Source organism: Segatella oulorum F0390, assembly GCF_000224615.1.
Taxonomy (GTDB): domain Bacteria; phylum Bacteroidota; class Bacteroidia; order Bacteroidales; family Bacteroidaceae; genus Prevotella; species Prevotella oulorum.
This window is the reverse complement of sequence record NZ_JH114215.1, coordinates 188,177-210,097: the sequence shown is the minus strand read 5'-3', so window position 1 is coordinate 210,097 and position 21,921 is coordinate 188,177. Positions and strand designations below refer to the sequence as shown.

At 45.6% G+C, this 21,921-nt stretch carries 19 protein-coding genes, 1 tRNA gene and 1 pseudogene; 12 read left to right on the top strand and 9 right to left on the bottom strand.

The genetic code is table 11. The features are described from left to right. Positions 1–96 precede the first annotated feature (96 nt). A complete protein-coding gene (locus HMPREF9431_RS00870; protein WP_004379153.1) occupies positions 97–588 on the bottom strand; it encodes an exonuclease domain-containing protein in 492 nt (163 codons plus the stop codon). A gap of 119 nt (positions 589–707) precedes the next feature. Here HMPREF9431_RS00870 and HMPREF9431_RS00865 point away from each other — a divergent pair, with 119 nt between their 5' ends. The 4 genes from HMPREF9431_RS00865 (at position 708) to HMPREF9431_RS00850 (ending at position 6,074) form a co-directional block, all read left to right on the top strand. Then, positions 708–1,472 carry a nitroreductase family protein gene (locus HMPREF9431_RS00865; protein ID WP_004379152.1) on the top strand — a complete coding sequence of 255 codons (765 nt, stop codon included), beginning with the start codon at positions 708–710 and terminating at the stop codon, positions 1,470–1,472. A gap of 228 nt (positions 1,473–1,700) precedes the next feature. Then, positions 1,701–2,486, top strand: coding sequence for a glucosamine-6-phosphate deaminase (gene nagB / locus HMPREF9431_RS00860; protein WP_004379151.1), 786 nt, complete (start codon positions 1,701–1,703; stop codon positions 2,484–2,486). 33 nt (positions 2,487–2,519) lie between these two features. Then, positions 2,520–4,511, top strand: coding sequence for a glucosamine-6-phosphate deaminase (locus HMPREF9431_RS00855; protein WP_004379150.1), 1,992 nt, complete (start codon positions 2,520–2,522; stop codon positions 4,509–4,511). A gap of 657 nt (positions 4,512–5,168) precedes the next feature. Then, positions 5,169–6,074, top strand: coding sequence for a helix-turn-helix domain-containing protein (locus HMPREF9431_RS00850; protein ID WP_004379149.1), 906 nt, complete (start codon positions 5,169–5,171; stop codon positions 6,072–6,074). Positions 6,075–6,391: 317 nt separating this feature from the next. Here the strand turns inward: HMPREF9431_RS00850 and HMPREF9431_RS00845 are convergent, their stop codons facing one another. Then, positions 6,392–6,874, bottom strand: a complete 483-nt coding sequence (locus tag HMPREF9431_RS00845) for a hypothetical protein (RefSeq protein ID WP_004379148.1) — start codon at positions 6,872–6,874, stop codon at positions 6,392–6,394. Positions 6,875–6,941: 67 nt separating this feature from the next. Next, positions 6,942–8,225: a Gfo/Idh/MocA family protein gene (locus tag HMPREF9431_RS00840; protein WP_004379147.1), complete on the bottom strand. Its 1,284-nt coding sequence runs from the start codon at positions 8,223–8,225 to the stop codon at positions 6,942–6,944. Positions 8,226–8,815: 590 nt separating this feature from the next. On the opposite strand from HMPREF9431_RS00840, the gene HMPREF9431_RS00835 reads away from it, so the two are divergent. The 5 genes and pseudogenes from HMPREF9431_RS00835 (at position 8,816) to HMPREF9431_RS00815 (ending at position 15,593) form a co-directional block, all read left to right on the top strand. Beyond that, complete coding sequence (locus tag HMPREF9431_RS00835; protein ID WP_004379145.1) at positions 8,816–9,100, top strand: hypothetical protein; 285 nt, start codon at positions 8,816–8,818, stop codon at positions 9,098–9,100. Positions 9,101–9,116: 16 nt separating this feature from the next. Next, positions 9,117–11,456, top strand: a complete 2,340-nt coding sequence (locus HMPREF9431_RS00830) for a hypothetical protein (RefSeq protein WP_004379144.1) — start codon at positions 9,117–9,119, stop codon at positions 11,454–11,456. Then, on the top strand, positions 11,453–13,753 hold the full coding sequence (locus HMPREF9431_RS00825) for an outer membrane beta-barrel family protein (protein ID WP_004379143.1): 2,301 nt from the start codon (positions 11,453–11,455) through the stop codon (positions 13,751–13,753). The genes HMPREF9431_RS00830 and HMPREF9431_RS00825 overlap by 4 nt, the downstream gene beginning before the upstream one ends. A 10-nt stretch (positions 13,754–13,763) precedes the next feature. Then, positions 13,764–14,276, top strand: a complete 513-nt coding sequence (locus HMPREF9431_RS00820) for a hypothetical protein (protein WP_004379142.1) — start codon at positions 13,764–13,766, stop codon at positions 14,274–14,276. Between the two features lie 112 nt (positions 14,277–14,388). After that, a pseudogene (locus HMPREF9431_RS00815) lies at positions 14,389–15,593 on the top strand (IS256 family transposase). Between the two features lie 121 nt (positions 15,594–15,714). Here HMPREF9431_RS00815 and HMPREF9431_RS00810 read toward each other — a convergent pair. Then, complete coding sequence (locus HMPREF9431_RS00810; protein WP_004379139.1) at positions 15,715–17,064, bottom strand: DUF389 domain-containing protein; 1,350 nt, start codon at positions 17,062–17,064, stop codon at positions 15,715–15,717. 393 nt (positions 17,065–17,457) lie between these two features. Then, positions 17,458–17,530: transfer RNA gene (locus tag HMPREF9431_RS00805), tRNA-Met, on the bottom strand. Between the two features lie 219 nt (positions 17,531–17,749). Between HMPREF9431_RS00805 and HMPREF9431_RS00800 the strand changes: the two genes are divergently transcribed. The 3 genes from HMPREF9431_RS00800 to HMPREF9431_RS00790 are packed head-to-tail and all read left to right on the top strand — an operon-like array spanning position 17,750 to position 19,828. Next, on the top strand, positions 17,750–18,343 hold the full coding sequence (locus tag HMPREF9431_RS00800) for a TetR/AcrR family transcriptional regulator (protein WP_004379137.1): 594 nt from the start codon (positions 17,750–17,752) through the stop codon (positions 18,341–18,343). A 28-nt stretch (positions 18,344–18,371) separates the two neighbouring features. Continuing rightward, a complete protein-coding gene (fabG, locus tag HMPREF9431_RS00795) occupies positions 18,372–19,124 on the top strand; it encodes a 3-oxoacyl-[acyl-carrier-protein] reductase (protein WP_004379136.1) in 753 nt (250 codons plus the stop codon). A 23-nt stretch (positions 19,125–19,147) separates the two neighbouring features. Beyond that, on the top strand, positions 19,148–19,828 hold the full coding sequence (locus HMPREF9431_RS00790) for an RluA family pseudouridine synthase (protein ID WP_004379135.1): 681 nt from the start codon (positions 19,148–19,150) through the stop codon (positions 19,826–19,828). 189 nt (positions 19,829–20,017) lie between these two features. On the opposite strand, the gene ahpC is transcribed toward HMPREF9431_RS00790, so the two are convergent. The 4 genes from ahpC to HMPREF9431_RS13110 all read right to left on the bottom strand — a co-directional run. After that, a complete protein-coding gene (gene ahpC, locus HMPREF9431_RS00785) occupies positions 20,018–20,584 on the bottom strand; it encodes an alkyl hydroperoxide reductase subunit C (protein WP_004379134.1) in 567 nt (188 codons plus the stop codon). Between the two features lie 45 nt (positions 20,585–20,629). Further along, complete coding sequence (locus HMPREF9431_RS00780) at positions 20,630–21,217, bottom strand: superoxide dismutase (RefSeq protein WP_004379133.1); 588 nt, start codon at positions 21,215–21,217, stop codon at positions 20,630–20,632. A gap of 223 nt (positions 21,218–21,440) precedes the next feature. Then, entirely contained in the window at positions 21,441–21,725 is a 285-nt protein-coding gene (locus HMPREF9431_RS00775; protein WP_004379132.1) for a hypothetical protein, read from the bottom strand. Positions 21,726–21,737: 12 nt separating this feature from the next. Next, positions 21,738–21,921, bottom strand: a 184-nt coding sequence (locus HMPREF9431_RS13110; RefSeq protein WP_196794546.1) for a hypothetical protein, incomplete at its 5' end; no start/stop codon positions are given.

Here is a 21,921-nt window from a genome sequence, read left to right as displayed (position 1 = left end):
ACATCTCCTTCGCTTCGCAACTTGCTTTTTTATGCGCCTCTCCTTATTCTATATAACAGACCTTATCCCTATTATATGATCAGCTTGTGCGCCACCTTATAATATTTCACGCGCTATCCACGCACAGGCTTCTGCATCGGCCAATGCATGGTGGTGACTCTTTAGCTCGTAACCACAGATGCGTGCCACTGTGTGAAGTTGATGATTGGGCAGATTGGGATAGGCTCGTCGGGCGGCTCTGAGCGTGTCGTAAAACTGATAATCGGGATAATCCATGCCATAAACCTTGAACACCGCACGCAAACAACCTTCATCAAACGAGCTGTTATGCGCCACAAGCGGCAAACCTTGAATGTGGGGCACCACCTGCTTCCACACTTCGCTAAACACAGGTGCATCGTCGGTGTCGCAACAAGTAAGTCCATGCACCGCCGTACAGCGATAGGTGTAATAATTGGGTTCGGGTTGGATGAGCGAATAAAAACTATCGACAAGTTCGCCACCACGCACCACAACTACGCCAACCGCACACACACTGCACCGCTCAAAATTGGCTGTTTCGAAATCTATGGCTGCAAAATCTTTCATTTCTTTTTCACATTATATGAATACTTGAGCCTACAAAAGTAGCAAAAAATGTATAAAGGTCGACGGCATGCCATTGAAAAAGCTGTAACTTTGTGCAAAGCAAACAAAATAAAGAAGATATGAAAGATATACAAAATCGACGCACCATCCGTCAATATTCCACACAATCTGTAAGCGACGAACTGCTTCATCAGTTGCTCGAAACAGCAGAACGCACACCCACTATGGGTAATTTGCAACTCTATAGTGTTGTCGTCACGCGCGACGCTGCCGAGAAACAGGCCTTAGCACCCGCACATTTCAATCAACCCATGGTGACACAAGCGCCCGTGGTGCTGACCATCTGTGCCGATTATCGTCGTACAACGCGCTGGGCCGAACAGCGTAAAGCCACACCGGGCTATGACAATTTCCTTTCGTTCCTCAATGGAGCAACGGATGCTTTGCTCTACACTCAAACCTTTTGCAATCTCGCCGAAGCAGCAGGACTTGGCACGTGCTTCCTTGGAACAACGCTCTATTCGGCTGAAGCCATCATCAACACGCTGCAACTTCCGGCATTAGTCTTCCCCATTGCGACCATCACGTTGGGTTGGCCGGCCGAAACACCCGAACAAACCGACCGACTGCCACTGCGTGCAATCGTACACAACGGCCATTATGCAGACTATACACCACAACGCATTGACGATTGCTATGCCGAAAAAGAGGCGTTGCCCGCCAATCAAAACTTCGTGGCCATCAACCATAAAGAAACTTTAGCACAGATTTATACCGACATTCGCTACACCAAAACCGATAACGAAGCGTTCAGCAAAGGACTGCTCAAAGCGCTTCGCCAACAAGGTTTTCTAAACGCCGTCCCTCCATCAATAGATCAATAAAACCTCTCGTCTACCGAGTTTACATTACGTCTACTGCGCCCATTGCTTCATTTGACATATATCAAAAACCATTCTGTTTGGATAGGAAATACTTCTATTGGGAAAACTATTAGTCGAGTTTTTTTTATTCCTTTGCAAACGAATAGCAATTAGAGTGAGCTTGTTACAGCAATTACGTTGCTTTTCGCATCATAAATAAAGAATATTAATCATAAAAGTAAAATCGATATGAGAGTAATTATCCAATCAAATTACGACAATTTGTCTAAATGGGCTGCACGTTACGTGATTGACGCCATCAAAAAGCATCAACCTTCTGCAGAACATCCCTTTGTTTTAGGTCTACCAACAGGCTCTTCACCCGAAGGAATGTATGCCGAACTCGTGAAAGCCTATCAGGCTGGCGAAGTATCATTCAAGCATGTCATCACCTTTAACATGGATGAATACGTGGGGTTGCCCGAAACACATCCCGAAAGCTATCATGCTTTTATGCGCCGCAACCTCTTCGACCACATTGATTGCCCCGCTGAGAATATTCATATCTTAAACGGAAATGCAACCAATCTGCAAGCTGAATGCGAAGCCTACGAACGTGCCATTCGCGAAGTTGGTGGCATCAATCTGTTCATCGGTGGTATCGGTCCCGACGGGCACATTGCATTTAATGAGCCATTCTCTTCGCTCACTTCGCACACACGTGTAAAGACACTCACTACCGACACACGCATTGCAAACTCACGTTTCTTCGACAACGTTCCTGAGAAAGTGCCGGCCTATGCACTCACCGTTGGTGTGGGCACCGTGATGGAAGCCAAAGAGGTGCTCATCCTATGCAATGGCTATGGCAAAGCGCGCGCACTGCAAGCTGCCATCGAAGGCCCTGTAACGCAGCAATGGACCATCAGCGCCTTGCAGACCCACCCACATAGTATCATCGTGACCGACGAGCAAGCGGTTGCCGAATTGAAGGTAAGCACCTATCGCTACTTCAAGGATATAGAAAAGATTTAATTAAAAAGACAAATCAATTAAAACGAATAAGAAATGGTAAGATTGAATTTAAGCTCACAAATTGTGCTCAATAAAATTCCACAAGAGCTCTACAACCCCAAGAACATTCTCGAGCGTTCTGAAATTACACGCATGGAGAAAATCACAACCGACATTCACGTCTCCATTGAAGAAGGTGCCAAAAGCATTGCCAACGCCATCGAGGCAACTATCCGTGACAAAGAGAAAGAAGGAAAATTCTGCGTCATGGCCTTGGGAACAGGCACATCGCTCCGTCCCGTTTACGACGAGTTGGTGAAAAAACATAAAGCAGGCTTGAGCTTCAAAAACGTTGTTGTCTTCAATGGATATGAATATTATCCCCTCACAAAGAATAGCAACTGCACGAGCATTTCTCAGCTCAAAAAGATGTTTTTGGATCACGTAGACATCGAACCACAAAACATATTCTCACCCGATGGCACCATCAGTCAAGATGCAGTCTTAGGCTATTGCCGCCTCTACGAACAGCGCATCAGCACATTTGGCGGCTTAGACATTGCCCTCTTTGGCATTGGCCGCAGCGGAAACATCGGTGCAAACGAACCCGGTTCCGGCCTATCCTCTGTCTCACGTCTCATTCTCATCGACAACCTTTCGCGCGAAGAAATGACCAACAGTTTTGCCAGCGGCGAACAAGTTCCGCCCTGTTGCATCACAATGGGCATCGGAACCATCTTCCAAGCTAAAGAAATCTTCATCACGGTTTGGGGTGATGAGAAAGCCAAGATGGTGAAGGAAATTGTCGAAGGTAAGATTAGCGACAGCGTTCCTGCATCGTTCTTGCAGACCCATAACAACGCTAAAATGGTCATCGACCTGCCGGCTGCTTCACAACTCACCCGCATCAAGCATCCTTGGCTGGTCACATCTTGCCAATGGAATGACAAATTAGTACGCTCGGCCGTGGTTTGGCTCTGCGAGAAAACTCAAAAACCCATCTTAAAACTAACGAATAAGGACTACAATGAGAATGGCTTGAGCGAACTCCTCGCACTCTATGGTTCGGCCTACAATGCGAATATCAAAATATTCAACGACCTGCAACACACCATCACAGGTTGGCCCGGAGGCAAGCCAAATGCCGATGACACCTATCGCCCAGAGCGTGCAACGCCCTATCCCAAACGCGTGATTGTGTTCTCTCCCCACCCCGACGATGATGTCATCTCCATGGGCGGAACACTGCAACGCTTGGTAAGTCAAAAACACGACGTGCACATTGCCTATGAAACCAGCGGCAACATCGCTGTAGGCGACGAAGAAGTAACACGCTTCATGCACTTCATCAATGGCTTCAACCAACTCTTCGGCAATTCAAAGGACAAAGCCATCTCTGAAAAATATAACGAGATTAAAGACTTCTTCAAGAACAAGAAGGAGGGCGATTTAGACACGAGGGACGTCCTCACACTCAAAGGATTAATCAGAAGAGGCGAAGCACGCACGGCCTGCACCTTCAACCACATTCCTTTAGACCATGTACATTTCCTCGACCTGCCTTTCTATGAGAGCGGAAAGATCGAAAAGAATCCCATGACCGAAAAGGATGTGCAGATTGTAAGAAAGTTCTTGCAAGAGGTGAAACCCCATCAGATTTATGTAGCCGGTGACTTGGCCGACCCGCACGGAACCCACAAGAAATGCACCGATGCCGTCTTAGCCGCTTTGGATTTAGAGAAAAATGCAAAGGCCGAATGGCTCAAAGACTGCCGCGTGTGGATGTATCGTGGTGCATGGGCTGAATGGGAAATCGAGAACATTGAAATGTGCGTGCCGATGAGCCCCGAAGAACTTCGTGCAAAGAGAAACTCCATCCTCAAGCACCAGTCGCAAATGGAGAGCGCACCGTTCTTGGGCAATGACGAACGCTTGTTCTGGCAACGCGCCGAAGATCGCAATCGCGGAACAGCCGAGCTCTACGATAAATTGGGCTTAGCTTGCTATGAAGCGATGGAAGCCTTTGTCGAATACAAACTTTTATAAGCAAATCCACCGCAGCCCTGCTTGATGTTTTTACGTCAGCAGGGCAGTTTTTGTTTACCCTAAATCCATCCGTTAGCCCACTCGCAAGTGGTTTTACAAACCTGTTTAAGGAACAGCTGGCATAACCTTATGCTTTTGCCAACCCAAACAGAGAACAGCTGGCATAACTTTATGCTCGTGTCACCCAAACGGGGAACGGCTGGCATAAACTTATGCTCGTGTCAACCCAAACGGGGAACAGCTGGCATAATCTTATGCTTGTGTCAACCCAAACGGGAACAGCTGGCATAACTTTATGCTCGCGTCAACCCAAACGAGGAACAGCTGGCATAACCTTATGCTTTTCTCAACCCAAACGAGGAAGTGCTGGCATAACCTTATGCTCGCGTCAACCCAAACGGAGAACAGCTGGCATAACCTTATGCCCGCGTCAACCCAAACAGGGAACAGCTGGCATAAGGATATTACAGGGCATTCCGGCATGGTTCTTCGTTCGAAAACCACGAAACCCGCATGGCTTTCTCAGAAAAAAGCCGTATTTTTGCCCTGTCGAACAAGCATTTTGTAGCAACAACAGTGCGCTTGCATCAGCACAAACCAGCTGAAAATGCCACCTATAAAGCAGTCCTACATCCGACCCATTAACAAATATCACACATGGAAAAGGTTATCAAAACCTACGACATCAGCTACTTTGCGTTCTTAAATCAACCGGCCGTCTATGCCGACGACAATTACTTTGTCGTTGCACCTGCGGAACAATATCCCGAATTAACGGGCAACATACGCATAGGCTGCCTGCTGATTTTGTTTTGCTTACAGGGCAATGTTCAACTCTCACTCAACAACGAAACGTTTCATTTGGCAACTGGCGATTGCATCATTTGCCCACCCTATGCCATCATCAGCCGCCTCGAAATAGCCGAAAACACCATTACCTCCATGGTGGGCTATTCCATCGAGTCTGTTGCTTCGATGCTCATCGGCGGCGAAGATATGTGGCATCTATTCGCGCTATTAGCCAAGAAACCCATCATCAACAACACGCAACGCTATATTTATCAGCGCATGGACTACTTCCTAAGCATACTGCGCTACCGCACTTCCAACAATGATAAATATCAAAAGGAACTGTGCTACCACCTCTTCGCCATGTTGTTTTTTGATGTATTGAACGATTTTCACTTGCCACAAGAACAACCCAAAGCACACACGCCGTCCAATCGAAAACACTATCGGGCAGAGATTATCTATAAAGATTTTTTGATTCTGCTGACAAAGGATAATGGCCTTCATCGCGATGTGAAATACTTCTCAGACAAACTTTTCATCAGTCCAAAATACCTTTCATACACCGTGAAACGCTTCGAGGGGAAACCTGCACAAGAGGTGTTGTTGGAGCGCGCCGTCAACCGTGTGAAGAGCGAACTGAAATACACCGATACACCTCTGCAAGCTGTCTCCGATCTCTTCCAATTCGAGAACTACACCGCCTTCTGCAAGTTCGTCAAAAAGAATTTAGGCGTGTCTGCATTGGAATATCGAATGGGGAGACATCGGTAAGACTTCTACTTATTTTCTTTTTTTACTTTGCCTCTACAAATGCTTGATGGCATCGAGGTAATCGTGTTCTACACCACTAATCATACGCTGTTTGTATTGACAATATTCATTTGTAGCATGTTCCATTGCACAAAGTTCTTTATCAGATGCCCCTTTGCAGCACGTGCTTCGCCTAATGTAGATGCTTAAGACGATAACAATACTGTAAAAAGCAACATTGCTATTGAACGAAATGGGATATTACCGTTGTTCATTTGTGCTTTATTTGATGTTTTATTATACCATGCGCACTACGAAGATTTCCTTCATATTTATTTTTAAAGCTCTACCAACCATACGCCATCCTTTTTGAGATAAACAATCGGTTCTACATCAAATTTAAATCCCTCTATTGGAGTACGTTCCTCCCAAATGTCATCTAATTCACTTTCTTTTACATCCAAATGAGGATCATATCCATGCATAGCATGGTCTCCCGACATAGTTTGATATTCTATAGATGGATCTAATGTTATAATCCTGTCATCTGTAAGTCCTAAACACTGGAATTTATAACCTTTATAATTACAAAAACAACTTTTCCTATAGGCGGAATAATCATAATTGTCTCCGTAAGGTAAATATAAACCAAAATAATCATCCTCTTCTTTGTGAAAACCAAGATTTAAGAAATTAGTATTCTGAGTATAAATATGCCAACATGGATTATTAAACATATAACTAACATTTATATTTATCCATTCATTAGCTATATATATATATTCACCAGTCTGAAAATAATCACACTTTCGCCTTTCCATATACTATTATTTTATTATTACGAATTTACCACTTCTGTATATGGCTCTGAGTTCTTCAGTACCATCATTATCTCATGGCTGCGCCGCGCGTGAAATCGGGTATCATTACGGGCATGGAGCCATTCGCTATGGAGCGTTTTGAAAGTTCGGCGATGCAACACCACTCCGCCAAATCGTACACATCCATATCCAACGGCAAACCTTGTTGCAGGCATTGCGCTAATCGCAAGTCCATGAAGTAGGACATGCCGCCACGCGGATCGAGCTGTTTGGCTAAGTTGATGGCCTCAGACGAAAAGGCCGGTGCATAGTGTTTGAGCAGCGTTTCTATTTGTGAAGCACTCAAAGGCATGTTGCTATTGTCTAATGCTATACCAACTTTAGCAGCAGCTTCGGCAGTGAGTAACACTTCAGCGACAGGATATTTGGCAGCATAGCCCTGTGTACCCACCGCTTGGAACATGCGGCTGTAGGGTCGTAGCGTCATCACATTGTGTTGTATGAGGATGGTTTTACCCTTCACCGTGCGTATCATCGTAGACGTCTGGTCGCCATTGGCAAAGCTGTTGCAAGGCTCGCCCATCACCTTTTGATACATCCGCCTACCCTGGAATGCATTGGTTTGCATCGCTATGAGATAGTGTAGCCGGTCGGTTCGGTGTATATCCAACAGCCTACAAGCTGGTCCAATGCTGTGAGTGGGATAAATATCTCCACCATTAAGGTGAGCATACGCCATACGCCAACGCGTCCAACGCTCGCCAATGGGATGTGCGTAGCCACCTTCCACATGCACAAGTTCGCCCAACAACCCTTCTCGTACCATTTGACACACGGCCATTTCAAAATAGTCATACACTGCATTCTCAAGCATCATGCAGTATTGCTGTGTACGTTCGGCTGTGTCTACCAACTTCCAAATATCATCTAAAGTGAGTGCTGCGGGCACTTCCACCGCTACATTCTTTCCTTGCTGCATGGCATGGACGGCTATAGGCACATGCGAAAGCCAATCGGTGCACACATAGACCAAATGAATTGTCTGCTGCTGACATAAATCACGGTAAGCCGTTTCGCCCCAATAAACAGCAGGACGCGGTCTCCCTAATTGCTCAACATGTTGTGCTGCCTCCTCTGCCGCTTGCCTTGAAACATCGCAAACCGCAGCAATCTCACATCCGGGAATATGGCACCAGCGCGTCACAGCTAACTTTCCTCGTGCCCCAACTCCCACAAAAGCCACTCGCAAATGGGGCATAGGAGGAAGCGTTAACGATAGAACATCGCGCTGACCCACAGCACGAGCAGGAACAGGAGTCTCTAAAGGATGCACAGCAGACATCATTTTCATTGTACTTGTATTTTTTATTTCTGTGCAAATTTACCTAAAAAAGTGAGAAGAAAAAAGATGGCAAGATGAAAATATTACACTACCATTTCCTGCGCCCGCCAATCCCTATCTGTGTTATTCGCTCTTTCAGAAAGCAATGTGCATTATTATCTTCTGTTGTCCATCTACCCAATACATTGTTGCAAACATTCGTGCTTGATAGGTTTCCTGCTTTAACAATTCGAGTGCATATTCAAAACACCATTCTTTTGAGTTTCATGAATCGCTGGACAATCTTACACCAAGAGATGTATATTTAGGCCAAGGGGAGAAAATTAAAAGGATAAGAGAAACAATAAAGCAAAATTCAATCAACAAAAGAATTTCTGATAATAAAACAATGAAATATCAGAGTAAATAACTATATTTGCAGTTGTACACTTTTGTTTGACAACGTACATCCATGTGTCATTAGAATGGAAAATGGAAGAATGACAAAATTCTCTTTCCAAACGCCCCAGACTACCGCCCTATATGATCTTGAACAAATTCTTGAAAATTCAAAGTAGCCCAAATGGCTATATATGTTTAACAATAAAAAACAATTAATTATGAAGAAAAAACTTCTAAGTGTTGGTATTGCCTTCTGTTCAATAGTGGCAATAGCTTTAGCTGCCCTAAATGGGAGGGTAAAGTCTTATTCAGGAATCAGCCTGACTGATCTTGTAAGTACGACCGAGGTGAATGCAGAGTGTGCACAAGGCTCAGACTGGTTTGCAAGCGGAAAATGTCTGAGTGGTGCAGGAGTCTGTGTGTTCGCTGTGGAGTACCGTGACTGCGTCCGTATAAGTAATCTAATTTTAGTAGGGGGTACGGTCGCCCTCCCTGCTTCGTAATTGTAAGAAGCATCCTATGAGAACCTGTAGAAATCTTGGAGTATTTCTCCTGCTGGGTCTGTTCTTCCTGACTGCATCCGGTCAGAGTCAACCGCATACTGCACAAGATTTGGAGGTAATCCATGCGGCACTGCCTCAGGACCAGCCGTACATGCTCTTCAGCAAGGAGACCTATGAGACGGGGGAAGACATGTGGTTCAAAGCCTGGCTGTTCGACCGCTCCTTATTAACACTGTCGAACAGGAGTCAGACTCTCTTTCTGAGAATCTATGATTCCGCCGACAGCCTTGTGTGGAACGAGAAGTATCCGATCTCCGGTGGGCGGGCGGAAGGACACGTCTTCATCGGGGAACATTGGAAAACCGGGGAGTACAGGGTGGAGGGATATACTCAGTCTTCGTTCTATGCAGACAGTACGGAAGCCGTCTTTCCTCAAAAGATATGGGTTGTTGACCGAATCGACAAACAGGAACCACAAGACACGAGAACAGGACTACAGAAAGACAACATCAGACTTGGCTTGTATCCGGAAGGGGGCTATTTGGTTCAGGGTATAAAAAACTATGTTGCATTTAAGGCAACAGACAACCAAGGTATGCCTGTCCCTCTGAGTGGCTGGCTATGCGAAAACAGAGCAAGGATATTGAACATAGAAAGCAGTCATGACGGTATGGGGCTGCTTTCGTTCGTTCCGCACGAAGGAGTCCGCTACACGGTACAACTAACCAATGGGCAAGAGTTTCCTCTTCCCTCATCTCTCCGTTCGGGGATGGTAATGCATTTGGAACACACAGACAGGAAAAATGTCGTGTTCTCGGCGAGACAGCCACGGGGAAGCATGCCTCGCCGCATATCTCTGTTTGTGCAGATGCGTGGTGTTCCCTGCTATCAGGCCGGCGGCATACTTCGGGACAGCCTCATCATCAGTTTGCCTATGAGCGGGTTCCCCGGACAGGGAATTGCCGAAGCAACCCTTTTCGATGGACAGCAGCGCCCGATAGCCGAGAGGCTATTCTACGTTCTGCCAGATAAGCAGCTGACGATAACAGCCCGTCCGTCGAAGGAAGTCTATATACGCCGTGACAAGGGAGAGGTGAGGATACATGTGACAGATTCCGAAGGAAAACCGGTACAGGCAGAAATATGCATGAGTATCTTTGACAAAGCTTACATGAGCCAAGCCTACCGGGAAACAATGCTGTCCTATAATTTTCTCTCGACCCAGATACGTGGCAACATTCATCATCCAGCCTACTACTTCGACCGTAAGAATCCGGACAGGCTGCAAGCCTTGGACCTGCTACTTCTTACACAAGGGTGGCGGCGGTATACTTGGCAGGCAAGTCGGAAAGACTATCATGGGAAACCATTCCTATGTGATAATATCATAGGGATGGAATCCGTGGGAAGCCGTAAGATGAAAAGAAATACCACCAACGGAGGCGAGCAGGTAATCCAGGTGTTCGGACCTTCTGGGGACAGCCAGTTCCTATGGACCGATTCCGTGGGCAACTTCTCTGTTCCCGTGTCTGTCATGAATACGCTTCGGGGTGGATATGTCTATATCAAGCCTCTTTTGGGAAAAGAATTCAAGCCACATCTGACGCTCTCGGATGGCACGGTACTGATAGACTCCATAAGGAAGTCGAAAAAATCATACCTATCCTATTTGAACAATGTTGAGAAAGAAAAGGGAGACGTGGAACCCATCATGACTCCGGCAGGGACAGTGCTGTTGAACGAAGTGCTGGTCACCAGAAAGCGAAGGATGCCCTTTAGAGATAAGTTCATGGGGAGGCTGGACAGTCTGGCTCAATTTAATTTAAATACTGCCTGGGTTTGTCCCGATGGTTCGCAGGAACCTGGAACAGTGGGACACCTCAATGACTATTGGGAAGGATATACCCATCATCCGGCAGGGTCACCGGGTGCCAATTACGGAGGAAAGAGATTAAAGCCGGAGATAGGAAAGCGATACGAACTGATTAAGTATTTACCAAGAGAAGATGGAGAATGGTATCTTGCAGATATAACTTCAATTGTATATCAGGGGCAGTTGTACACCGATGAGGAATTGCTCCGCATGAATAACATAACGCGTTGTAAGGGCTACTATGGCCAACGCGAGTTCTATACGCCCGATTCCGCGGAGATGCTGTCCCCGCTCCCCGATGCGAGAAATACATTGCTATGGAGTCCCTCCGTACAGACTGACAAGAACGGAGATGCCACCGTGCCATTCCGGACATCTGACATCAACACGCAGTTTGTAGGAGTCGTGGAGGGTACAGATGGCCTAGGACTGTTAGGCAGTGGTACTTTTGAGTTTCATGTATCAAAAACCGTGGAAGAATGAAGACGAGAATAGCTGAAAGCCGGACAGTGAGGCTGATATTCATGATGCTGCTGTACATAGCCTTTACGGGGGCTGCTTCTGCACAGACACGCAATGACACCCTCAGCCAAATGAGAGACTCGACCGTACATCTGAAGGAGGTACAAGTCAGTGCCTCACGCCCGCTGATAAAGGCAGAGCTCGACAGAATAACCTATCATGTAGCCGATGATCCCGACAGCAGGAGCATGACGCTGTTGGAAATGCTGCGGAAGGTGCCTATGGTTACGGTAGAGGGGAATGATGTCGTGAAAGTAAAGGGCAGTACTGATTTCAAGTTATATGTGAACGGCAAGCCAAACACCATGATGAGCAACAAGCCCACGGAGATGATGAGGACCATCCCCGCTTCGACCGTCAGGAAGATAGAGATCATTACGAATCCCGGTGCCAAATATGATGCGGAGGGCGTGGCAGGGATACTCAACATCATTACGTTAGGCAGTTCGAAGCTGGAAGGCTACAACGTCAGTCTAGGCGTGGGAGTAATGAATATAGCACAAAGCGCAAACGTGTCAGGCCTGGCCAAGGTCGGGAAATTAACCCTGTCAGTCACGGACGGAGTAAGCTATTCAAGACCACCCAAGGCATGGCAGGAGACGGAACGCACAGGTAAAACGCTGTCGGCAGCAGGACAGATGCACTCCTACTCCGATTATCAGGTCAAGGTACCCGCCCATTTCATGGAATTGGGCGGCAGCTATGAGTTTGACAGCCGCCACTTGATCAGTATGACGGCAGGAGTAGAGAACTATACAGGGAAAAGCCAGACGGACATGCACACTGATATGTACGACGGCAGCGGTGGGCACAGATACGGTTTCGACAATGAGCATGCGTCACGCAATCGAATCAACAGCCTGTACACAGGAATCGATTACCAACATACGCTTGGCAGGCATGGCGGTGTCATAACGCTGTCGTATCGCTTTTCGGCGGTACCCTCCACCGTTACGTCTTCCAGCCTTTATCACTGGCAAAAAAATCAGGCGCCGGATTTAAGTCTCAGGGACCTGTGTACCACGTCCGACCTGCGTACGGACGAACATACCGGTCAGATAGACTATACCGTAACCATTGGCGGAAAGCATACATGGAGTGTGGGGGCAAAATACATCCATCGCAGCCATAAGAGTGACAATGGCGAAACTACAAGAACGGCAGGTACGGAAGAACCTTTTGCGGAAGACCAGAGTCCGTTTCTTTCTTATAGGCAGAAGACCGACATTTCATCCGCATATGCGGAATATGCCATACTGCACAAGCAAATATCAGGAAAGATGGGATTGCGTTATGAGCATTCTTCGCAGAAAGTAAGCTATCCTGAAGATAACCTCCTGACGCGTCATGAAAGTTTCGGTGCACAATTCGATAACGTGGTTCCTTCCTTGTCAATCGGCTACCATATAGGGGAGACACGGATGCTCACGTTCTCTTATGCCATGCGCATATCACGCCCCAACATCTGGAATCTGAATCCCTATGTAGACCGGACGAATCCTACAGTCATCAAGACAGGAAACCCTGACCTGACCACATCATCCTCGCATAACCTGAGCCTCTCGTTCAACTCGTTTGCCCGGCGCTTTGGAATAAACATGACGGCAGGACTCGACTTACAGGATCGTGGCATCATCGGCTACTCCTATTGGGGTAATCCTGTCTCCCTGACCGACAATATAGTAACAGGGGAAAATGCCACCCTTATCTCCACGTATGGCAATCTGCTCAAGAGAAGTAATGCTTATCTGAACCTTTACATCCGGTGGGCCCTCTCTAGGAGCACCATCTTGAATGTCAATGCAAACGGAGCATATACCAATCTTAAAAGTTCACAGCTGGGACAGCATAATAATGGATATTCAAGCAGTCTTTCGGTCAATTTACAGAAGAACCTACCATGGAGGTTGAGAATGGTAGCCGGTTGTTCGCTGAACAGCCGAAGCTTAGATTTGCAAGGGTATACCGAAGGCTCCATGATGTACCGTCTTATGTTGATTCGTTCTTTCTTGAAAGACGACAGGCTGACGGTGACCGTCTATGGAAATAATCTGTTTCAAAATGATTTGCGTATAGAACAGCTTACCGAAACTGCCGACTTTACAAATCGCTTTACGAATGTAAGACGTGACTATCGCAGCTTCGGTATAAACGTCAGCCTGCGTATAGGAAAACTGCATGATAAGGTGAAACGCACATCGAAGAGTATATCAAATGATGACGTCATCACAGATGGAAATCCAAGAAACCAGAAATAGTAAATAACAAATGAAGAGAAAGTTAGTTTTCCTGATTTTTACATACTTGGTTTTAGCATCATGTACTAATGGCCAAGTAAATACTAGGGAGCGTCAAATCCGCTTCCCGAAATATGAGAAATTCGTATGTTTAGGTAAAGAAACTCCTAGTACTAATCTAAAAAAAACATCCATGAAAATTGTAATGTATGCAGATTCTACAGGATGTACAGGGTGTAAATTGCAACTGGATATGTGGAAATTCTATATAGATGACATCCGAAAAGTTAGCAATGGAAGGGTTTCATTTCTTTTCTATCTTCAGCCACGTAGCATCAAGGAACTTAAATATTTACTGGAGTCAGAAGAATTCGATTATCCAGTATGTATTGATATCAAAGGAAGGTTTGCGAAATTGAATAATTTAAATGGAGATTATGTATGTTTGCTAGATAAAGATAATAGGATTGTATTAGAAGGACATCCTTTGCAATCTGCAAGGATAAAAAAGAAATATTTCGATAAAATATCTCAATATAAATAGTATAATAATTAGGATGAGAACTTCTATGCTCAAATCAATAAAGACTAAATTGAGAGTGTAAAGTAAACTGTGTCATGCTACAATAAAATTAGTTTTACACAGTTTATTTATTATGGACAACAATGAAATCGATTACAAGCGAGCTGCGGAACAGCTTCGTAAGGCGGAACCGTTATTTGGTAAGGATGGTGCTTTGGCACCAATGTTGGAGCGCATTTTAAATGCTGCCCTTGAAGGTGAGATGGATGCCCATCTCTCTATTGATGAGCGTTCAAAAGGCAACCGCCGTAATGGTAAAATACCTAAACAAGTGCAGACATGCTATGGTGAGGTCACTGTTGAGACACCTCGTGACCGTGACGGTTCCTTTGAACCTCAGACCGTCAGAAAGCGCGAAACGATCCTTGCTGAAGGTATGGCAGAACAGATTATAAACATGTATGCTTTTGGTACAAGTACTCGTGATATCAGCAAGTATTTTGAGCGTGAGTTTGATACCAAACTATCTGCAGAAACCATCAGTTCCATCACAGACAGAGTACTGCCTGAAATCAAGGCATGGCGTTCACGAATGCTTGATCCTGTATACGCAATATGCTGGCTGGATGCCATCCATTATAAGGTGAAGGACGAAACCGGACGTGCGGTCTCACGTGCCATTTACAACGTCTTAGGCATCAACAAGGAAGGCTACAAGGAACTTCTTGGTATGTATGTCTCCAAGAGTGAAGGTGCTAACTTCTGGTTAGAGGTTCTAAGCGATCTTCAAAACAGAGGTGTCCGGGATATACTGATATGCTGTGTTGATGGTCTGAAAGGCTTCCCTGATGCTATACAGAGCGTATTCCCCGATACAAGTGTCCACTCTGCGTTGTCCATCAAATACGCAACTCTATCAAACGCGTTGGCAGTAAGCATCAAAAGGAGTTCCTCCGTGACCTTAAAACGGTATATGGTGCCGTTAGCAAAGAGACTGCAGAAACACAGTTAGACGCCCTCGAAGGTAAGTGGGGAGAAATGTATCCCATCGTCATAAAATCATGGCGTGACAACTGGGAACGTCTCACGGAATACTTCCAGTATACACCTGCGATACGTAAGCTGATATACACCACCAACACCGTTGAAGGCTACCACAGGCAAGTACGTAAGGTAACAAAGAATAAAGGAGTTTTCCCCTCCGATACTTCTCTCGAAAAGCTTGTGTATCTGGCATACCGAAACATACGTGAGAAGTGGACGATGCCACTTGCAAACTGGTCTCAGATATCACAACAATTAGCAATAAAATTTGGAGAACGTTTTGAGATTATGTAACTTTGCCTCGGAAGAAAGGCCCCTCATCTGGCCGGCACGATTAAAAATCGTGTCATCCATATGAGGTGAAATATAAAGGGTTAGAGCCTTGACACAGTTGAATTACACAACCAAGATATGATTATGGAGTTATTATCAATCTGAGACTATCTGCTTTACAACGTTCCTTAAGCCAGAGTTGTAGTCTTTGTCTGTTTGAACTATTAAATCTTAACTTACTGTTTATAATTACAACTATATATCTTTTGTGATTGGCTGAATCTGTCTCAAATTCCTTGATATTTGAGATGCTGATTTGACTAACAGAAGGAAAAAGTTGTTTCATCTCACCGGAAACTTCAGAACTTAAAGACTCGTAACGTGTATAGGTTTCCAATTGTTTTTCCAACTCATGAATTTGTTGTGATTGTTCTATTATTTTTTTGTCATTAGCTTCCCTTGACATTGTGACTGTCGAAAGTTCTTTATTCATGAGTAATAGGCTGTCGGATTGGTCTCCCTGAATAATATTGAGCTTGTAGTCGGCCAACTGATACTTGGATAGCTTCTTGCTTGCTTTCTTGATGGTATCATGCGAAATTATTTTCCCCAAAGCAACTATATTGAGCATTTTGTCATGCTCATTGATATTCTGTGATAAAATATGTGTACCTTTAAACGTCAGTTCTTCCCTTACAAAGCTCCTTAGATTATTTTTAGTAATGCTCTGTTTAATGATAAGCATGGTCATATATGCAGCAGGGAGCATGGTCAATACCACGACAGCCATAATAAATCTTTTAACCTTGACTATCTTTTCGGCATCAATGATGGTGGTCTGCCTGAATTTGATCATTCTGGTTCCAACGAAAGTTGCCAGACAAATAAAAACGGTATTGATAAAGAATAGATAGAAAGCCCCAAAGAAATAGGATAAATTTCCAACTGCAATTCCATATCCAGCTGTACACAGTGGTGGCATGAGTGCAGTGGCAATTGCTACGCCCGGAATAACATTACCTTTGCCTTTTGTAGCCAATGCTATGAATCCGGCAGCTCCACCTAAAAGAGCAATCAGCACATCATAGAGCGATGGAGAAGTTCGTGCCAATAATTCTGATTGTGCTTCGTTCAAAGGTGTAATTAAAAAATAAATGGTGGCTGTGAGCACACTGATAACCGTAGCTATCAGATAATTGATTGCCGAACGTTTCAACAATCCAATATCATAAATACCAACAGCCAATCCAATACCGATGATAGGTCCCATTAAGGGGGAAATCAGCATGGCACCAATGATAACTGCTGTAGAATTGACATTTAATCCCAAAGAAGCAATGAAGATAGCAAAAATCAATATCCATAGCTGTGCTCCATGGAAGCTAATGGAACTTTCCACATTCTCAATCGTAGCCTGTTCATCTTCCTTGTCAGCATTGATATTGAAGTATTTTTTTAGTAATTTGAAGAATGATAATTCTTGGTGTTTCATAAGAATAACTTTTTTAGAGTCGCTTGCAAAGATATAAAAAAAAGTTATAAAAGAGAGAAATACTTGCTTGTATGTTGTCAAACAAAAGTGCACAACTGCAAATATAGTTATTTACTCTGATATTTCATTCTTTTATGCTCAGAAATTCTTTTGTTGATTGAATTTTGCTTTATTGTTTCTCTTATCCTTTTAATTTCCTCCCCTTGTCCTAAATATACATCTCTTGGTGTAAGATGATCCAACGATTCATAAAACCCTCTCTCATTATAATATTCCACCCATTGGGCAATAGTCTTTTCTAATTCAGAGGGACAGAAAATATCTTGAAGATGCGGAAAGCAGGGTATAACGAAAACAGGGAATGTAGAAAGAACTACACTCCCTGTTTTGAAGTTGCGGAGGCAAGACTCGAACATGCGACCTCCAGGTTATGAGCCTGGCGAGCTACCAACTGCTCCACTCCGCGATATGTATCATTTTTAAAGAAAATCAACATGCCTTTGCAAGGCAATCTCGTTGATTTCGGCTGCAAAGATAGTATGTTTTTCTTTAACATGCAAATATCTACGTTATTTTTTTTTCGTAAGGTCTAAAAAAAAGGTGGTTTGTTGTCTATCTGAAATAAAACTTATACTTTTGCGCACAAGAGTCGAGATGTGCAATTAATTGTTAAGGAAGAATTACGATGTCAATATCAAAAACGAGACAGAAGTTGGTGGATGTTGCACGGCTTTTATTTGCAAAGAATGGCATTGCCAATACGACAATGAACGACATTGCTTTGGCATCGGGTAAAGGCCGGCGCACGCTCTACACCTATTTTAACCGGAAGGAAGATGTTTATTCGGCTGTTATCGAGTCGGAGTTAGAGCGTTTATCAGACAAATTAGACGAGGTGGCGAGCATGAAGATGCGTCCACAGGAGAAAATTATTGAGCTGATTTACACGCATCTGAGCATGATTCGCGAGACCGTCGTGCGCAATGGCAACCTGCGTGCTGAGTTTTTCCGCAACATTTGGATGGTGGAAAAGGTGCGAAAGAATTTCGATGAAGACGAGATAGAGCTCTTCAGAAAGGTTTATGCCGAAGGGAAGAGCGAGGGCGAATTTGACATTGACGACATCGACTTGGTGGCCGACATCACACATTATTGCATTAAAGGACTTGAAGTGCCGTTCATTTACGGGCGTTTGGGCCATGGTTTGACCGAAGCTTCGAGCAAACCTTTGGTAGCAAAGGTGGTGTATGGTGCTTTAGGGAAATCAATCAACCGATAATTATTTGAATTAAATTTAAGTATAAAAAATGGGAATTTTAAGTGGAAAGACAGCCCTGATTACAGGCGCTGCACGCGGCATTGGTAAAGCCATTGCCTTGAAGTTTGCCGCAGAAGGTGCAAACATTGCATTTACCGATTTGTTTATCGACGAAGAACATGGCGGCTTAGCCACCGAACGTGAGATTGCAGCATTGGGCGTAAAGGCAAAAGGTTATGCCAGCAACGCCGCAGACTTTGCACAGAGCGAAGAGGTGGTGAAGCAAGTGAAGGACGAATTTGGCAGCATCGATATCTTGGTCAACAACGCCGGCATCACGAAAGACGGTTTGATGTTGCGCATGACCGAGCAGCAATGGGATGCCGTTATCGCTGTGAACTTGAAGAGCGCCTTCAACTTTATCCACGCCTGCGTGCCTGTCATGATGCGTCAGCGTGGCGGTTCAATCATCAACATGGCTTCGGTTGTCGGCGTGCATGGCAACGCAGGCCAAAGCAACTACGCGGCTTCGAAGGCCGGATTGATTGCTTTAGCGAAGAGTGTGGCACAGGAGATGGGACCCAAAGGCATTCGTGCAAACGCCATTGCACCAGGATTTATCGACACGGCTATGACGCAAGCCCTCTCTGACGAAGTGCGCAAGGAATGGACCAGCAAGATACCTTTGCGTCGTGGTGGAACGGTTGACGACATTGCCAACACAGCTATCTATTTGGCATCCGACCTCTCGAGCTACGTTTCGGGGCAGGTTATCCAGGTAGATGGCGGTATGAACATGTAGGATGCCCTTAACATCATCGTGTTTTGATACCCGTTTACGAAGATAATCACATTATTATTGTCTACAAGCAGAGTGGCGAAATCGTTCAAAGCGACAAGACGGGCGACGTGCCACTCTCTGACATTGTGCGGCAATATATTCGCGAAGAGCACCACAAGCCGGGGAATGTTTACCTCGGTGTGGTGCATCGTCTCGACCGCCCTGTGTCGGGCTTGGTGATGTTTGCCAAAACATCGAAAGCACTGACGCGACTGAACAACATGTTTCGGGCGGGCGAGGTGCACAAAACCTATTGGGCCATCACGAAGAATTGTCCGCCGCAACCCGAGGCAACGCTCACGAGCTGGCTGCTCAAAAACGAGCAACAAAACAAGAGTTATGCGTATGACCACGAAGTGCCTCGGTCGAAGAAGGCCATCTTGCACTACAAGCTCATTGCGGCCTCGGAGAACTATCATTTGTTGGAGATTAACTTGCTCACAGGCCGACACCACCAAATTCGGTGTCAGTTGGCCGAGATGGGCTGCCCCATCAAAGGCGATTTGAAGTATGGTGCGGCACGCAGCAACCCCGGTGGCGAGATTGATTTGCTGTCACATCACGTGTCGTTTGTGCACCCTGTTTCTAAGGAACTCATAGAGCTCACATCGCCTTTGCCCGACGACTTGTTGTGGCATCGCTTGGCAGCGAGCGTGAAACCTTAGCTCGTGCAAACGACATGCAGCGCCTCAACCCCATGAAAAAAGTGCTGACAAACAAATTGTCAGCACTTTGTGTATAGCCGTGGCGCCATCGGATATGTCCTTTCTGCAACCGATGCGCGAGCTACTGTTTTCTATCGTGTAATTTGAAATAGCACGTTGCTAATTTTTTTTTGAAGATTTTGGAGCGATTTAGAGCTTGCCCACCAAGTCAACACCCGGTTTGAGCGTTTCTTTTCCGCGCGTCCAGCGTGCAGGGCACACCTCACCTTGATGCGTAGCAACAAACTGTGCTGCCTCGATTTTGCGCACCAACTCGTCGGCGTTGCGGCCGATGTTGTTATCCTGTATCTCGGCAATTTTAATCAGTCCCTCGGGATTTACGACAAATGTGCCACGATAGGCGATGCCCTCATCCTCTTTGTAGACACCAAAGGCCTTTGCCAACACAGCCAAAGGGTCGGCCAGCATGGTGTATTCAATGTTTTTGATGCGTGGCGAAGCGTCGTGCCATGCCTTGTGCACAAAATGCGTGTCGCAGCTCACCGAGAACACCTCGACGCCCATTTCCTTGAGCTGTGCATATTTGTCCTGCAAGTCCTCCAACTCGGTGGGGCAAACAAAGGTGAAATCGGCGGGATAGAAGAAGAACACGGCCCATTTGCCTTCGATGTCCTTGTTGGAAACTTCGATGAAGTCGTTCCCTTTGAACGCGTTCACCTTGAATTCAGTTACGTGTGAATTGATAATTGAAGCCATAATCATTTTTATTTTAAAGCGTGAATGAAATCATTTTCTTGCGTTTTAGCCTTGCAACCTGTCGGCCACAACCTGCCAGTTGATGATTTGCCAAACGGCCTGCACATGGTCGGCGCGACGATTGAAATAGTCGATGTAGTAGGCATGTTCCCACACGTCGATGCCCAACAGCGGCGTCTCATGATGGCGCAGCGGATTGCCTGCATTGCTCTCTTTGCGAATGACCAAACGGCCATCTTGCTGCTGAGCCAACCATGCCCATCCCGAGCCAAAGAGCGTGAGAGCGGCCTGTGTGAACTGCTCTTTAAAGGTGTCGAAGCTGCCAAAATCGCGATTAATCAGTTCGAGCAGCGTGCCCGTGGGCAGATTGTCGGCCTTGGCCGGCATAAACTGCGTGAAATAAAGAGCGTGGTTGAGCGTCTGGCCGGCATTGTTGAACAACGGACCTTCGGGCACCTCGGCCACCAACTCCTCAACGCTCTTCGCGCTCCAAGGCGTGTCCTTCACGAGCGAAGCCAGCGTGTTGACATAGTTTTGCAAATGTTTGCCGTAGTGATAGCCGATGGTTTCGCGGCTGATAACGGGTTCTAAAGCATTGTCTGCATAGGGCAGAACAGGCATTTCTATTTTCATATTCGTTTTTATTTTAATCGTGAAACTTTGTTTTTATTTTTTTCGTTTGCAAAGTTAACCGATTTGCGTTTTGCCTCCAACTCAAAAAATCTATGTGCAAATAGAATTTTTCAATCTTGCGGAATTTCCCGACACCCATCTTTTTGATTTTTCGGGGCTGCGGAATTTTCCGACGCGCCGTTTTAACTCGATTTGGCCTTGCGGAATTTCCCGACGCCTCGTTTTAACTTGATTTGGCCTTGCGGAATTTCCCGACGCCCATCTTTTTGATTTTTTGGCCTTGCGGAATTTCCCGACGGCCCATTTTAACTTGATTTGGGCTTGCGGAATTTCCCGACGCCCATCTTTTTGATTTTTCAGCCTTGCTGGAACTCCAGCAACCCATCTTTTTGATTTTTCGCCCTTGCTGGAACTCCAGCAGCCCGTCTTTTTGATTTTTCAGCCTTGCTGGAACTCCAGCAGCCCATCTTTTTGATTTTTCAACCTTGCTGGAACTCCAGCAGCCCATCTTTTTGATTTTTTAGCCTTGCTGGAACTCCAGCAGCCCATCTTTTTGATTTTTCAGCCTTGCTGGAACTCCAGCAGCCCATCTTTTTGATTTTTCAGCCTTGCTGGAACTCCAGCAGCCCGTCTTTTGATTTTTCAGCCTTGCTGGAACTCCAGCAGCCTCTTTTGATTTTTCAGCCTTGCTGGAACTCCAGCAG